14 protein-coding genes are annotated in these 15514 nt (G+C 69.1%); 1 reads left to right on the forward strand and 13 read right to left on the reverse strand.

What is annotated here, in order from left to right; translation table 11 throughout:
- Positions 1-9: 9 nt before the first annotated feature.
- The 5 genes from eno to LDO11_RS06420 form a co-directional block, all read right to left on the reverse strand.
- Positions 10-1293 (reverse strand): phosphopyruvate hydratase, encoded by a 1284-nt coding sequence (gene eno, locus LDO11_RS06400; protein ID WP_232140790.1) that lies wholly within the window; start codon positions 1291-1293, stop codon positions 10-12.
- Position 1294: 1 nt separating this feature from the next.
- Positions 1295-1819: a hypothetical protein gene (locus tag LDO11_RS06405; protein ID WP_232140791.1), complete on the reverse strand. Its 525-nt coding sequence runs from the start codon at positions 1817-1819 to the stop codon at positions 1295-1297.
- Positions 1800-2636, reverse strand: coding sequence for a 3-deoxy-8-phosphooctulonate synthase (gene kdsA, locus LDO11_RS06410; protein WP_232140792.1), 837 nt, complete (start codon positions 2634-2636; stop codon positions 1800-1802). Before kdsA ends, LDO11_RS06405 begins: the two co-directional genes overlap by 20 nt.
- A gap of 151 nt (positions 2637-2787) precedes the next feature.
- Positions 2788-4479 carry a CTP synthase gene (gene pyrG / locus LDO11_RS06415; RefSeq protein WP_232140793.1) on the reverse strand — a complete coding sequence of 564 codons (1692 nt, stop codon included), beginning with the start codon at positions 4477-4479 and terminating at the stop codon, positions 2788-2790.
- A gap of 151 nt (positions 4480-4630) precedes the next feature.
- Complete coding sequence (locus tag LDO11_RS06420) at positions 4631-4912, reverse strand: hypothetical protein (RefSeq protein ID WP_129135393.1); 282 nt, start codon at positions 4910-4912, stop codon at positions 4631-4633.
- A 275-nt stretch (positions 4913-5187) separates the two neighbouring features.
- On the opposite strand from LDO11_RS06420, the gene parE reads away from it, so the two are divergent.
- On the forward strand, positions 5188-7077 hold the full coding sequence (gene parE, locus LDO11_RS06425; RefSeq protein WP_129135392.1) for a DNA topoisomerase IV subunit B: 1890 nt from the start codon (positions 5188-5190) through the stop codon (positions 7075-7077).
- A gap of 146 nt (positions 7078-7223) precedes the next feature.
- On the opposite strand, the gene LDO11_RS06430 is transcribed toward parE, so the two are convergent.
- The 8 genes from LDO11_RS06430 to LDO11_RS06465 form a co-directional block, all read right to left on the reverse strand.
- Complete coding sequence (locus LDO11_RS06430; RefSeq protein WP_232140794.1) at positions 7224-7754, reverse strand: cytochrome b; 531 nt, start codon at positions 7752-7754, stop codon at positions 7224-7226.
- A 67-nt stretch (positions 7755-7821) separates the two neighbouring features.
- Entirely contained in the window at positions 7822-8616 is a 795-nt protein-coding gene (locus tag LDO11_RS06435; protein ID WP_232140795.1) for an SDR family NAD(P)-dependent oxidoreductase, read from the reverse strand.
- Between the two features lie 150 nt (positions 8617-8766).
- Entirely contained in the window at positions 8767-10185 is a 1419-nt protein-coding gene (gene mdtD, locus LDO11_RS06440) for a multidrug transporter subunit MdtD (RefSeq protein WP_232140796.1), read from the reverse strand.
- A 52-nt stretch (positions 10186-10237) separates the two neighbouring features.
- The gene (gene hutG, locus LDO11_RS06445; RefSeq protein WP_232140797.1) at positions 10238-11023 is read right to left on the reverse strand and encodes an N-formylglutamate deformylase; all 786 of its coding nucleotides are present in this window, start codon (positions 11021-11023) and stop codon (positions 10238-10240) included.
- A gap of 39 nt (positions 11024-11062) precedes the next feature.
- Complete coding sequence (gorA, locus tag LDO11_RS06450) at positions 11063-12442, reverse strand: glutathione-disulfide reductase (RefSeq protein ID WP_232140798.1); 1380 nt, start codon at positions 12440-12442, stop codon at positions 11063-11065.
- Positions 12439-13686: an NAD(P)/FAD-dependent oxidoreductase gene (locus LDO11_RS06455; RefSeq protein WP_232140799.1), complete on the reverse strand. Its 1248-nt coding sequence runs from the start codon at positions 13684-13686 to the stop codon at positions 12439-12441. Before LDO11_RS06455 ends, gorA begins: the two co-directional genes overlap by 4 nt.
- Positions 13687-13695: 9 nt before the next feature.
- Entirely contained in the window at positions 13696-14883 is a 1188-nt protein-coding gene (locus LDO11_RS06460) for a DUF418 domain-containing protein (protein ID WP_232140800.1), read from the reverse strand.
- A gap of 121 nt (positions 14884-15004) precedes the next feature.
- The gene (locus LDO11_RS06465; protein WP_232140801.1) at positions 15005-15487 is read right to left on the reverse strand and encodes an FKBP-type peptidyl-prolyl cis-trans isomerase; all 483 of its coding nucleotides are present in this window, start codon (positions 15485-15487) and stop codon (positions 15005-15007) included.
- Between the last annotated feature and the right edge of the window lie 27 nt (positions 15488-15514).

The following is a 15514-nucleotide window of genomic DNA, read 5'->3' on the forward strand; positions in this document are numbered from 1 at the left end:
AGGCTCCGGTCAGCGCCTGAGCGAGACGAACGCGTCGCGACCGGCGAAACGGGCCTGCGCCCCCAGCGCCTCCTCGATGCGCAGCAGCTGGTTGTACTTCGCCACGCGGTCACTGCGGCACAGCGAACCGGTCTTGATCTGCGTGGCCGTGGTGGCCACGGCGATATCGGCGATCGTGGTGTCCTCGGTCTCGCCGGAGCGGTGCGAGACCACCGCCGCGTAGTTGGCGGCATCGGCCATCGCGATGGCTTCCAGGGTCTCGGTCAGGGTGCCGATCTGGTTGACCTTGATCAGGATCGCATTGGCGGTCTTCGAGTCGATGCCTTCCTTGAAGATGCGCGGATTGGTCACGAACAGGTCGTCGCCCACCAGCTGCACGCGGTCGCCGACGCGCTCGGTCAGCTGCTTCCAGCCGGCCCAGTCGTCCTCGGCCATGCCGTCCTCGATGGTGATGATCGGGTACTGCGCGACCCAGTCGGCGAGGAAGTCGACGAACTGCTCGCCGGTCAGGCGCCTGTTCTCGCCGACCAGGTGGTACTTGCCGTTGTCGTGGAACTCGCTCGAGGCGACATCCAGGCCCAGCAGCACGTCGTCGCCGGCGCTGTAGCCGGCCTTGCCGATCGCCTCGAGGATGGTGTCGAGCGCTTCGACGTTGCTGCGGAAGTCCGGCGCGAAGCCGCCTTCGTCGCCGACCGCGGTCGACAGGCCCTGGCCCTTCAGCACCGCCTTCAACGCATGGAAGATCTCGGTGCCGGCGCGCAGCGATTCGGCGAACGAGCCGAAGCCCACCGGCAGCACCATGAACTCCTGGAAGTCGACGTTGTTGTCGGCATGCGCACCGCCGTTGATGATGTTCATCATCGGCACCGGCAGCACCGGGGCGCGGTCGCCGGCCAGCAGCTTCCACAGCGGGATCTTCTTCGCCGCCGCTACCGCATGCGCGTTCGCCATCGACACGCCGAGCAGCGCGTTCGCACCCAGCCGGGCCTTGTTCTCGGTGCCGTCGAGGTCGATCAGGCGGCGGTCGAGGCCGACCTGGTCCGCGGCGTCGAAGCCCTTGAGCGCATCGGCGATCGAGCCATTGACGTTGGCGACCGCGCGGCTGACGCCCTTGCCCAGGTAGCGGGTCCTGTCGCCATCGCGCAGCTCCACCGCCTCGCGGGCGCCGGTGGAGGCCCCCGAGGGCACGGCGGCGCGGCCGAAGCTGCCGTCCTCCAGGGTGACTTCGGCTTCGAGGGTGGGGTTGCCGCGGCTGTCGAGGATCTCGCGGGCATGGACGGATGCGATTTTCATTTCAGCTCAGCGCTTTGTGGTAGTTGGAGAGGAAATCGGCCGACGGCAGGCAGGCGCCTGCGGTGGCCTGTGCTTCGAAATGGTAGACGTAGGCCAGTGCGCGCGCCTGGTCGATCGGACGCGACGGCTCCCAGGCGGAGATCGCCTGGAAGGATCGCATGATCGCCTGCGCGTCGTCCTCGGCCGCAGCGAGTGCGGCGCGCGACGGTGCATCGGCGGGGAGCAGCAGCAGCGCCTGCGCGCGCATCTCGCCGGCAAGGTCAAGCGCCTGCAGCGTGGCCACCGCCTGCGCGGGCGTGCGGCGGTCGCGGCTGCGCTCCACGCATTCGCGCAGCGCGTCGATCGCCACGGCGAAGCGGTTCCACTCATTGGCGTCGAGGGGCGCGGTGTCGGCGGGGGTGGGCGCGGTGACCGCCGGCAACCCGGCGGGCTGGGCCTGCACGGCGAACACGGCAGCGGCCGCGACCAGCGCGGCCAGCGCGCGCATCACGCGCCCGCGGTGCGGCTCAGCCCAGGGTCGACTCAAGGAAGCCACCCTGCTTGGCGACACGGTCGAGTGCCTGCATGGTTTCCAGCAGCGCGCGCATGCTCGCCAGCGGCCACGCGTTGGGGCCGTCGGACAGCGCGTTGGCCGGATCCGGATGGGTTTCCATGAACACCCCGGCCACGCCCACCGCCACCGCCGCGCGCGCCAGCACCGGCACGAATTCGCGCTGGCCGCCGCTGGAGCTGCCCTGTCCGCCGGGCAACTGCACCGAGTGGGTGGCATCGAACACCACCGGGCAGCCGGTGTCGCGCATCACGCTCAGCGAGCGCATGTCGCTGACCAGGTTGTTGTAGCCGAAGCTCGCGCCGCGCTCGCAGACCATGATCTGCTCGTTGCCGGTGGACTTCGCCTTCTCGACGACCGGCTTCATGTCCCACGGCGACAGGAACTGGCCTTTCTTGATGTTGACCGGCTTGCCGGCGGCGCAGACCTTGCGGATGAAATCGGTCTGGCGCACCAGGAAGGCCGGCGTCTGCAGGACGTCGACGACCGAGGCGACCTCGTCCATCGGCGTGTACTCGTGCACGTCGGTCAGCACCGGCACGCCGATCTGGCGCTTCACCTCCGCCAGCACGCGCAGGCCCTCCTCCATGCCCGGGCCGCGGAACGCGGTGCCGGAGGTGCGGTTGGCCTTGTCGAAGCTCGACTTGAAGATGAAGTTGATCCCGAGCGCGTCGGTGATCTCCTTCAGCTGCCCGGCGACGTCGAGCTGCAGCTGCTCGCTTTCGATGACGCAGGGGCCGGCGATCAGGAAAAACGGCTGGTCGAGACCGACTTCGAATCCACAGAGGTTCATGAGGGAGCCCTTGTTTGCCGCGAACTGGCGCGGATGGACACGGATGGAGCAGATGCGGGTGCAGGCATGGAACATCGCGCCACGGCAGGCCCCGTGAACGGAGTCCGTTCCTGGTCCGCATCGATCCGCGTGGATCGGTGGCAGAACCGGCTCATGCGGTGGCTTCTTCCAGCCGCGTGCCGCCGGCGGTCGCCTTGCAGTCGCGTGCGGCGCGGATGAAGCCGACGAACAGCGGATGCCCGGTGCGCGGGGTGGACAGGAACTCCGGATGCGCCTGGCAGGCCAGGAACCACGGGTGGTCGGGCAGCTCCACCATCTCAACCAGCAGGTCGTCCATCGACTTGGCCGAGATCACCAGGCCGGCGTCCTCAAGCTGGGTGCGGTAGCGGTTGTTGAATTCATAGCGGTGGCGATGGCGCTCGCCGACCACGTCGCGGCCGTACATGCGGTGCGCCAGCGTGCCCGGCTTCAGGCGTTGCTCCTGCAGGCCCAGGCGCATGGTGCCGCCGAGGTCGGAGTCCTCGCTGCGCAGCTCGACCTCGCCGGTGCGGGTGCGCCATTCGGTGATCAGGCCGATCACCGGATGCGGCGTCTGGCGGTCGTTCTCGGTGCTGTTGGCACCCTCGAGCCCGGCGAGGTTGCGGGCGACGTCGACCACCGCCGCCTGCATGCCGTAGCAGATGCCGAAATACGGAATGCCGGTCTCACGTGCGTGCTTCGACGCCAGCACCTTGCCTTCGAACCCACGGTCGCCGAAGCCGCCCGGCACCAGGATGCCGTCCACGCCCTCGAGCACCTTGCCCGCGCCATGGCGCTCGAGGTCCTGCGATTCCACCCACTTCAGGTTCACGCGGGTGCGCTGGCGGATACCGCCGTGCTTGAGCGCCTCGCCGACCGACTTGTAGGCGTCCTTGTGGTCGACGTACTTGCCGACCACGGCGATGGTGACCTCGTCGACCGGGTTCTCGGCGGCATCGACCACGTCGATCCATTCCGACAGGTCGGCAGGATCGGTGGCCTGGTTGCCCAGCTGCAGGCGTTCGACGATCAGCTGGTCGAGACCCTGCGCATGCAGCCACATCGGCAGCTTGTGGATGTTGTCGAGATCCACCGCCGAGACCACCGCACGCTCGGGCACGTTGGTGAACGAGGCGATCTTGCGGCGCTCGCCGTCGGGCAAAGGCTGTTCGCTGCGGCACACCAGGATGTCGGGCTGGATGCCGATCGACCGCAGCTCCTTGACGGAGTGCTGGGTCGGCTTGGTCTTGAGCTCACCGGCGGCGGCGATGTACGGCACCAGCGTGAGGTGCATGAACACCGCCTTCTCGCCACCGCGATCGGTGCGGATCTGGCGGATCGCCTCGAGGAACGGCAGCGATTCGATATCGCCCACGGTGCCGCCGATCTCCACCAGCGCCACGTCGTAGCCCTGGGTGGCCTCGTCGATGGCGCGCTTGATGGCATCGGTGATATGCGGGATCACCTGCACGGTGGCGCCGAGATAGTCGCCGCGGCGCTCCTTGCGGATCACCGACTCGTAGATCTTGCCGGTGGTGATCGAGTTCTTGCCCGACAGGCGCACGTTGACGTAGCGCTCGTAATGGCCGAGGTCGAGGTCGGTCTCCGCACCGTCGTCGGTGACGTACACCTCGCCATGCTGGAACGGGCTCATCGTGCCCGGATCGACGTTGATGTAGGGATCGAGCTTCATCATCGTCACCCGCAACCCGCGCGCCTCGAGGATGGCGGCAAGCGAGGCGGCGGCGATGCCCTTCCCGAGGGAAGACACCACGCCGCCGGTGACGAAGACAAGCGGAGTGACGGAACGCAGAGGGGAAGTCATGGGCACAGCGGTCGCTGGAAAGCCCCATTCTACAGGTTGCCGGCACGGCCCGCCCGACCGCCCGCTGTCCGGCCGGAAACAGCGCGGGCGCCATCGCTGGATGGCGCCCGCAGCTTCGACCGGTTGCAGCGCGAACGGCTGCGATGGCGCGTCAGGCCGGATCTTCTTCCTCGAGCTCCTCGCGCACCTGCTCGCTGTCTTCGGCCTGCTGCTCGGCGAGGTCGGCCTGCATCTGCGCCTGCTCCGCCTGCTGCGTGGCGTCCAGTGCCGACTGCTCGGCCTGCACTTCGGCAGCGGTCGCGGCCTCGGCGGACTGCGCCGCGGCACGCTCGGCGTCACGCAGGGCGCTCTCGTCGACCTCCTGGGCAAACGCCAGCGGCGAGGCAAGCGCGGCGCCCACCAGGGCGGTCAGGAGGATGTTGTGCTTTTTCATGAGGTGTCTCCGTTTGGCAGTCATGCAGCATTTGCGGCGGGAAGTGCCGTGCTGCGGCAGCGACAAAGGAGCACAGCCAATCCCGCCCCCGACTGAACAACGGTCCCTTAACGCGGCCGCGATCCGCCGCTTACAAAAAAAGGCGAAAACGGCCGGAAAACACGGGTCCACCCGGGTTGTACTGCAAGCGATTTCCGTGCTGGACCGCCGGACGTGTGCGCGAAACCGTGGCCGCCCAGTACCATGCGCGACTGCCTCACCGGTCGCCGCAACGCATGAACAACCGCTACAACGCCGCCGACATCGAAGTGCTGTCCGGGCTCGATCCGGTCAAGCGCCGACCCGGCATGTACACCGACACCACGCGTCCCAACCACCTCGCGCAGGAAGTCATCGACAACGCCGTCGACGAGGCACTCGCCGGGCATGCGCGCGGTATCGAGGTGATCCTCTACAGGGATGGCAGCTGCGAGGTCTCCGACGACGGCCGCGGCATGCCGGTCGACATCCATCCCGAGGAGGGCGTGCCGGGCGTGGAGCTGATCCTCACCCGCCTGCACGCGGGCGGAAAATTCAACAACCGCAACTACACCTTCTCCGGCGGCCTGCACGGCGTGGGCGTGAGCGTGGTCAATGCGCTGTCGACCCTGGTGGAAGTGCATATCAAGCGCGATGGCCAGGAACACCGCATCACGTTCCGCAACGGCGATCGCGACACCGCGCTCGAGGTGGTGGGCACGGTCGGAAAAAAGAACACCGGTACCCGCGTGCGCTTCTGGCCGGACCCGAAGTACTTCGACACCGCGAAATTCAACCTGCGGGCGCTGCGCCACCTCCTGCGCGCCAAGGCGGTGCTGTGCCCCGGCCTGACGGTGAAGCTCACCGACGAGGCCACCGGCGAGCAGGACAGCTGGTACTACGAAGATGGCCTGCGCGACTATCTGCGCGGCGAACTTGCCGGACGCGACGTGCTGCCGGTGGAGCTGTTCGTCGGCCGGCTGGCGCGCGAGACCGAGGCCGCGGACTGGGCGGTGGGCTGGGTGCCCGAAGGCGAGCTGGTGCAGGAGAGCTACGTCAACCTGATCCCCACCGCACAGCACGGCACCCACGTCAACGGGCTGCGCACCGGGTTCACCGATGCGCTGCGCGAGTTCTGCGACTTCCGCAACCTGCTGCCGCGCGGAGTGAAGCTTGCTCCCGAGGATGTCTGGGACCGGGTGTCGTTCGTGCTGTCGATGAAGATGACCGACCCGCAGTTCTCCGGGCAGACCAAGGAGCGGCTGTCATCGCGCCAGGCCGCGGGCTTCGTCGAGGGCGCCGCGCACGATGCCTTCAGCCTGTGGCTCAACCAGCACGTCGAACTCGGCGAGAAGATCGCCCAGCTGGCGATCGAACGCGCCAGCGCGCGCCTGAAGACCGAGAAGCAGATCGTCCGCAAGAAGGTCACCCAGGGTCCCGCCCTGCCCGGCAAGCTCGCCGACTGCATCAGCCAGGACCTGTCGCGCACCGAACTGTTCCTGGTCGAGGGCGATTCGGCCGGTGGCAGTGCCCGCCAGGCACGCGACAAGGATTTCCAGGCGATCCTTCCGCTGCGCGGCAAGATCCTCAACACCTGGGAAGTGGCGAGCACCTCGGTGCTCGCCTCCGACGAGGTGCACAACCTCGCCATCGCCATCGGCTGCGACCCCGGCAAGGACGACATCTCCGGGCTGCGCTACGGCAAGGTCGTCATCCTCGCCGACGCTGATTCCGACGGCCTGCATATCGCCACGCTGCTGGCGGCGCTGTTCCTGCGTCACTTCCCGGCGCTGGTCGCGGCCGGCCACATCTTCGTGGCGATGCCGCCGCTGTTCCGCGTCGACGTGGGCAAGCAGGTGTTCTATGCGCTTGATGAAGAAGAAAAGCGCCTGCTGCTGGAGAAGATCGAGCGCGAGAAGATCAAGGGCCATGTCAACGTGACCCGCTTCAAGGGCCTGGGCGAGATGAACCCCTCGCAGCTGCGCGAATCGGCGATCCATCCCGATACCCGCCGGCTGGTGCAGCTGACCAACGACGACGACCTCGCCACCCGCGGGCTGATGGACATGCTGCTGGCGAAGAAGCGCGCGGGTGATCGTAAAGCGTGGCTGGAGACCAAGGGCGACCTGGCGACGCTGGAGGTCTGAGTGCGGCTGCGTCATTGGCGCCGGCCGCGGCGACGGCGCGCACCGCACGGCGGCGGAACGTCATGGGACGACCTGGCGACGCCGGAGGCCTGGGCGCCGGCATCGGGGCTGCCAGGGGATCACCGGCCTGCTGGTGGTCCCACGATCTAGAGCATCCGTCGCAGCACGCCATCCCGGCGGACGAAGTGGTGCCACAGCGCCATCACCACATGGCCGGCGATCATCGCCAGCAGCAACCACGCGACCGGTGAGTGCAGCGTGCCGCCGAATGTAGCGAGCCATGGGATCTCGCCGCCGCCGGCCACCAGCTCCATGCCGAACACGGTCAGCCCGTAGCCGTTGCCGATCATGATGCTGATGCCGGTCACCGGCATCAGCACGAGCGCCGCGTACAGGGCGACATGACCGGCCTTGGCCAGGAAACCGAGCCAGGCCGGCTGCGGCCCCGGCGGGCGATTGCCCTGGTTGCGCAGCGCCCACGCGATGCGCGGCACCACGAGCAGCAGGACCAGCACGCCGACCGAGATATGCCAGGGCACCAGCGTCTGCCCCACCCAGTGCTCGCCGTCATCGATGCGGTCGAAGATCTTCAACGCCTGCCAAAACACCAGGACTGCGATCGCCCAGTGGAACAGCCGCGACAGCGTGCCGTAACGTTGCGGGGTATCGCTCTTCATGTGGACCCTCCCGGTGTGGAAGGCCCCATCATCCCGCAATCCCGCGATGACCGCCGTGGCTCCGCGGTCAGGCAATGCTCTCGACGATGCCGCCCTCCACGCGCAGGGCCGCACCCGTGGTCGCGCTGGCCTGCGGCGATGCGGCGTACACGCTCATCGCCGCGACTTCCTCCGGGCTGGCGAAGCGACGCAACAGTGTCGACGGACGGTTCTCGGCGAGGAACAGCGCTTCCATTGCTCCCTCGTCGACACCGCGTTCGGCAGCCAGCGTCGCCATCATCTCCGCGGCCCCGGCGGTGCGGGTCGGCCCGGGCAGGATGGTGTTGACGGTGACGCCAGTGCCGGCCAACACCTTGGCCAGTCCTCGCGACAGCCCCTGTACGGCGGCCTTGGTCACCCCGTAATGAACCATTTCGGCCGGGATATTGAGGGCAGACTCGCTGAAAATGAACTGGATCCGACCCCAGCCGCGATCGCGCATGCCCCGCGCGTAATGCCGCGACAGGCGCACGCCACTCATCACGTTGACTTCGTGGAACCGGCTCCACAACGCATCGTCGATATCGAAGAATTCGTGCGCGCCATAGATGCCGAGGTTGTTGACGAGGATGTCGGCATCCGGCCGCGCGGCGATCAGCGCGTCACAGCCGGAGGCTGTGCCGACGTCGGCCACCACGCCGCCGGCATCGGCGCCATCGGCGTCAGCGCGAAGCTGCGCCAGCGCCGCGTCCACGCGCTGCCGGTCGCGGCCGACAAGAGTCACGCACGCCCCCGCCCCGGCAAGGCCGGTCGCGATGGCAAGGCCGATACCGCCGGTGGACCCGGTGACGATGGCGGATTTTCCTGACAGATCGATCTTCATGTGCAGCTCCTGTGGGCGGCCGGGGCGGATGCGGACGGACGGCCTCGTACCCGTGAGCCAGATATGGCGACGCCGAGCCCGACGCGGAAGCACGTGTCCCGGAACGCGCATTCCCACCCGGGCCGGACGGGTACGCCCCGCGGTTCGCGATCAACGCTGCTCGGTGGTTTCCACAACCCGGTCGGGGATGCGCCGGGTGTTGCCGATCTGCGCGAAGATCGCCGCGGACGCCGCGGTCACCGCGCCGATGCAGATGAAGGTCCAGCGGAATGCCGCCAGCACCGGCTCGCTGGCCTGCGCGCCGACATCGGCCGAGAACGCCGCCAGCAGGCCGCCGGCGGTGGCCACACCGAGGCTCATCGCCAGCATCATCACCATCGACAGCAGGCTGTTGCCGGCGCTGGCCTGCTCGCCGCCGAGATCACGCAGGGTCAGGGTGTTCATCGCGGTGAACTGCAGCGAATTGACCGCACCGAAGCAGGCGAACTGCACGATCAGCAGCCACAGCGGCTGCCCAGGGCCGATGAACCAGAAGCTCGCCATCGCCGCGCCGGTCAGCACGGTATTGACCACCAGCACCCTGCGGTAGCCGAAGCGATGCACCAGCGGCACCACGATGCGCTTGGACGACATGCCTGCAAGCACCACCGGGATCATCATCATGCCGGCCTGCGCCGGCGGGTAGCCGAGCGCCACCTGCAACAGCAGCGGGATCAGGTACGGCATGCCGCCGCTGCCCAGCCGCGAGAACAGGTTGCCGATCACGCCCACCGCATAGGTGCGCACGCGGAACAGCGCCAGCGGAAACAGCGGCGCCTTCGCCCGCGCGGCATGCAGCCAGTAGGCGACCAGCGCGACCAGCCCTGATACCAGCAGCACCACGATCGCACCCCGCCGTGGCGTTTCGCCGGCCAGCGCATCGACGGACACCGACACCGCGATCATGCCGAACGCCAGCAGGCCGTAGCCGACGCCATCGAAGCGCGCGACCGGCGCGCGCAGGTCGGGCATCAACCGCATGGCCGCAAACGCGCCGGCGACGCCCAGCGGCAGGTTGATCAGGAAGATCCAGTGCCATGAGGCCACCTGCACCAGCCAGCCGCCCAGCGACGGCCCGATCAGCGGGCCCATCAGCCCCGGCACGGTGACGAAGGTCATCGCGGCGAGGAAATCCTGCCGCGGCACCGAACGCAGCACCGCCAGCCGCCCCACCGGCAACAGCATCGAACCGCCAACGCCCTGCAGCACGCGCGCGGCGACCAGCGTGTCCAGGCTCTGCGCCAGCGCGCAGGCCAGCGAGCCGAGGGTGAACACCACGATGGCGATCAGGAACAGGCGTCGGGTGCCGAAGCGATCGGCCAGCCAGCCCGACGCGGGAATCAGCGTCGCCACGGTCAGCGCATAGGCCACCACCACCGCCTGCATGCGCAGCGGGGACTGGCCGAGATCGGCCGCCATCGACGGCAGCGCGGTATTGACGATGGTGGTGTCCAGCATCTGCATGAACACCGCCGCGGCCACCAGCCACAGCATCGGCTTGTGGACGCGCAGGATCTCGGAATCGGTCATCGCGCGAAGGATGGCGACGGCCGCGTGCGCCGCGTGTTAACGCGATCGCGGGCTACGGATGCAACGCGGCCGACAACAGCCCGCGCAGCAGCGGCTGCAGGCGCGCCGCACGCGCGGCGTCCCACTCGAACGTGGCCTCGTCCATGTAGCAGCGCTGGCTGATCTCCAGCTGCACCGCGTCGACCCCGGCCTGCGGTCGCCCGTAGTGGCGGGTGATATGGCCGCCCTTGAAGCGGCCGTTCACGGCGACGTCGTAGTCGTGCTGTGCGGCAAGCACCGCGTCGAGCCGCCCCTGCAACGTCGCCGAGCAGCTCGCGCCATTGGCGGTGCCGAGGTTGAGGTCCGGCAGGCGGCCGTCGAACAGCCACGGCAGGGTGCCGCGGATCGAATGCGCTTCCCACAGCACGGCCCGGCCGTGCGCGGCATGCAGCCGCTGCAGTTCACCGGCCAGCGCGTCGTGATAGGGCCGCCACCAGGTTTCGACCCGCGCGGCGATCTCGTCGGGCGTCGGCTCCTGCCCTGGCAGGTAGACCGGGCCGCCATCGAAGCGCCGCACCGGGCACAGGCCGGTGGTGTTCTGGCCGGGATACAGCGAGGTGTCGTCCTCGGAGCGGTTGAGGTCGATGACATAGCGCGAGTGCGTGGGCACGAGCACCGAGGCACCCAGCTCGCGCGCGAACGCGTACAGGCGCTCGACATGCCAGTCGGTATCCGGCACCTGCCGGGCTTCGGGTGTGAGCCGTGCGGCGATCGCCTCCGGCACGCGCGTGCCGTTGTGCGGGATGCTCACCAGCAGCGGTGCATCACCGCGGTGCAGATGGAAGATGTCGTGGTCCATCGCACGAGTGTAGGCGAGCACGGCCCGCTTCCGCAGCGCTCAGCGCAGCAGCACGAGTTCCTCGGCGCTGGTGGGATGCAGCGCCACCGTGTCGTGCAGGTCGGCAAGCGTCGCGCCCATCTTCAGCGCCACCGCGAAGCCCTGCAGGATCTCGTCGGCCGCATCGCCCAGCAGGTGGATGCCGACCACGCGCTGCTGCGCGGGGGCCTCGCCGTCCGCCACGCAGACCAGTTTGAACAGGCTGCACAGCGGGCTGTCGGCCAGCGCCTGCAGCATCGGCCGGAATTTGGTGCGATAGACGCGCACCGCATCGCCATGCGCCTCGCGGGCCTGCGCCTCGGTCAGCCCCACCGCACCCATCGGCGGATGCGAGAACACCACCGTCGGGATATTGCGGTAGTCGAGCCTGGCATCCTTCTGACCGCCGAACAGGCGGTCCATCAGCCGGCGCGCAGCGGCGATCGCCACCGGCGTGAGCGCGACCCTGCCGGTGACGTCGCCCACGGCGTGTACGCGTTCGGCACTGGTGTCCTGCGCGTCATCGACCTCGATGCTGCCACGGTCGTCGAGGCGCACGCCGGCCGCGTCGAGCCCGAGCCCTTCCGTGCACGCGCGGCGGCCGATGGCGAACAGCACCTTGTCATACGGTCCGCTGCGCGCACCGTCGTCGCCGCACACCACGATGCCGTCGCCGTCGTGCTCGAGCGCCGTCGGCTCCGCGCCCAGATGCAGGCCGATGCCGAGATGCCGGTAGTGCTCCTGCAGCTGTTCGATGATTCCAGCGTCCGACGACGTCAGCAGCCGCGTCGACCGCGCGTGGATGTCCACACTGCTGCCCAGTGCCTGCAGCACCGCGGCCAGTTCCACCGAGATGTAACCACCACCGACCAGGGCCACGCGGCGCGGCGCCTCGGTCCAGTGGAAGAAATCGTCGGAAACCACCCCGAGTTCCGCGCCAGGGAAGTCCGGGCGCACCGGATACGAACCGGTGGCGACCAGCACATGGCGCGCCTCGAGCCGCACGCCCTCGCCGGTCTCGACCGTGCGTGGGTCGAGCAACCGGCCGCGCTGCGGCATCCACACGATGCCCGCCTCGTCCAGGCGACGCCGGTAACTGGCATGGATGCCGGCGATATAGCGCTGGCGGTCGGTCATGAACTCGCGCCAGGCGAACGCCGGCCGCGGTGGCACGTCGAAGCCGAGATCGGCGGCCTGGTCGATACGGTTGGCGAGCTCGGCGGCCAGCCACATCGCCTTCTTGGGTACGCAACCGGCGTTGACGCAGGTGCCGCCGAGCTCCGAAGGCTCCAGCAGCGCCACGCGCGCACCCAGCGCGGCCGCGCGGAACGCCCCGGCCAGCCCGCCGGAGCCACCCCCGATGACGACGAGGTCGAAGCCCAGCGGGTCGCGCGCACTCATCCGAACCGCGCCGGGTCGAACGGCTTCGGATCCAGGTGCGGTTCGCCGCCGGTGACCAGTTCGGCGATCAGCCGCCCGGTCGCCGCGCTCATGCTGACGCCGAGCATGCCGTGGCCGGTGGCCAGCCAGACATGCCGATGCGCGGGGGCACGCCCGATCAGCGGCATGTCGTCGATCGACAGCGGACGCCAGCCATACCACTCCTCCAGCTTCTGCGGGCCGACCGGTTCGTGCATGTATTCGGCCGCGCCGCGTTCGAGCGCATCCAGCCGGCGACGGTTGAGGCTGGTGTCGTAGCCGGAGAATTCCATGGTGCTGCCGAGGCGATAGCCGCTGTCCCACACGGTCACGCAGACGCTGCGTTCCTTGAGCACGATCGGCCGTCGCGGCGCCAGCGCAGGTCGGGTGTAGGTGATCGAATAACCCTTGCCGGGCTGCACCGGGATCCGCAGCCCCAGCGAGCGGCCGACCGCGGGCGACCACGAGCCGGCGGCGAGCACGACGTCCTGCCCGTGGAAGCTGCCGCGCGGGGTGCTGACGGCGACGCCACTGGCATCCGGGTTGATCGCCTGCACCGCGCAGTTCTCCTCGATGACGCCACCAGCAGCGCGCACCACGCGCGCCAGTTCCGCGACGTAGCGGTCCGGGCGCAGGCGCGCATCGCCGGGGAAGCGCACCACCCCGGCCACGCCGTCGCGCAAGGCCGGTTCGCCGCGCAGGTAGGTCGGCCCGTCGATGATGTCGACGTCGATACCGAGCGCACGCAGGTCGCCGGCCTCGTGCTCGAAGGCCAGCAGGTCGCGCTCGCTGCGGTAGACGTAGTCGACACCCGAGGCCTCGAACTCGCAGTCCAGGCCGAACCGCGACATCCACTCCTCGAGTGCCTGCCGCGATGCCTGCAGCATGCCGGCACGTGCGGCCATGGCGCGGCGCCAGTCGTTGGGATTGCAGCGCCAGGCGAAGCCCAGCATCCAGCGCCACAGCACCGGGTCGAGCCGCGGCTTCACGTAGAACGGCGCGTCCGGCGTGAACATCCACCCCAGCGCCTTGCCCACCGCGCCCGGGGCCGCCAGCGGCGCGGCGTGGCTGGGGGTGATGGTGCCGCAGTTGCCGTGCGAGCTGCCGCAGCCGACGCTGCCGGCCTCCAGGATGCGCACGCCGCGGCCGGCTTCCAGCAGTGACAGCGCGCAGGCAAGGCCCACCACGCCACCGCCCACGATCAGTACGTCGTCGCTTCGTTCCATCGCACAAGTCTACGCGTCGACCGGCATGCGCCGCAGCGGCGGACGATGGCCATAGGTCCACCAGCGCCATAGCCACTCGACCGGCCCGAAACGGAATCGCGCAAGCCACCAGTGGCTCGCCAGCACCTGCAGCGCGAACACCACGACCGCCAGCGCCAGCAGCATCGCCGGGCCCCACTGGCCGAACTGCCCGAGGCCGTAGCCATAGAACAGCGTGGAGGCGACCAGCGACTGCATGAGGTAGTGCGTGAGCGCCATCCGCCCGGCCGGCGCCAGCCGATCGAGCGCGCCGCGCCAGCGCGGCCTGCGCCAGGCCAGCACCACCAGCGACAGCATGCCCAGCGCCGTCGGCAGCGCGGCAACCTGCAGCAGCGCAAGCGCCAGCATCCAGCGGCCGAACCCGCCGGCCTGGGTCACGTTGAGGCCGACCGTCGAAACGATCGCCACCGACGCCAGCAGCCCCACGGGCAGCGCGACCCCTGCCGTCAACCGGTGCCAGCGAAGGTGGGCGTCGGCATCACGGATGCGCCCGCTGCGCAGCAGCCACCCTCCGATCAGAAACATGCCAAGTGCCGCCGGTACCGACATCAGGTCGGAGCCGAGCATCGTCGACAGGTCGCGCACGCGCTGCACCGTCACCGCGGCCCACCCGCCCTCGGCGTACACGCGGCCCGCGATGGCCGCAGCGTCGTCAGCTGGCAGCTCGATGTCGCCGGCCAACGCCATCAGCGCGGCGAACATCGCCCAGATGCCGAGATACAGCATCAGCCCGAGGTCGCGCTGCCGGGGCGGCGGCAGCCCACGCAACGCAAGCAGCAGGAACGCCGCCAGCGCATAGGTGCGCAGGATGTCGCCCGGCCACAGCAGCACCCCATGCAGCAGGCCGATCACCAGCAGCCCCCAGGTGCGGCGCTTCCAGACCGCTCCAGAGACCCCACGCTGCTGCACGAGCGCGAAGCCGATCCCGAAGAGCAGCGAGAACAGCAGCCAGGCCTTGCCCGTCACCAGGACCTGGATGCACCACGCCACGGCCACGTCCGCACCCGCCAGCCCCTCGCGCATGCCATCGGCCAGCGTGTCCCACGGCCGGTTGAACGTCTCCAGGTTGACCACGAAGATGCCCAGCAGGGCCAGCGCGCGCAGCGCATCGAGCACGCCGATCCGCGCGCGCTCGTCGATTGGCGCCCATTGCGTCATGTGATCTCCCCGGCCGAGCGGCGACCTTGCCGGAGCACCGCGGTGCCGGCAAGCCCACCCGCACATACGAAGGGCCCGCACTGGCGGGCCCTTCGTGAAAACGCTGCGTGGCGGCGACGCCTCAGTGGTGGTGGCCACCGTCGCCGTGCACGTGGCCGTGCTCGACCTCTTCGGCCGAAGCCTCGCGCACTTCGACGATCTCGATGTCGAACTGCAGGTCCTTACCGGCCATCGGGTGGTTGAGGTCGACATCGACCACGCTCATGCCGACCTTCTGCACGGTGACCGCGCGCGGGCCGAAGTTGGTGTTGAGCACCACCTGCATGCCGGCGGTCAGGCGCTGGTTGCCGAAGTGCTTCTTGGGCACGCGCTGGGTCAGCCCGTCGCGACGCTCGCCGTAGGCATCTTCCGCCTTGACGTCGGCCTTGAAGCTGTCGCCGGTCTCGCGCCCGTCCATGGCCTTCTCCAGGCCCGGAATGATGTTGCCGTGGCCGAACAGGATCGCCAGCGGCTCGCCGCGGTCGCGCGAGCTCTCCACCGGTTCCTGGCCGGCCTCGGCGACGGTGTAATGGAAGCGGACGACACGGTCTTTCTCGATCTTCATGGGCGATCCTGCTGGCGCGGCCTGTGC

This window comes from Alterluteimonas muca (assembly GCF_021191595.1).
Lineage (GTDB): Bacteria > Pseudomonadota > Gammaproteobacteria > Xanthomonadales > Xanthomonadaceae > Luteimonas > Luteimonas muca.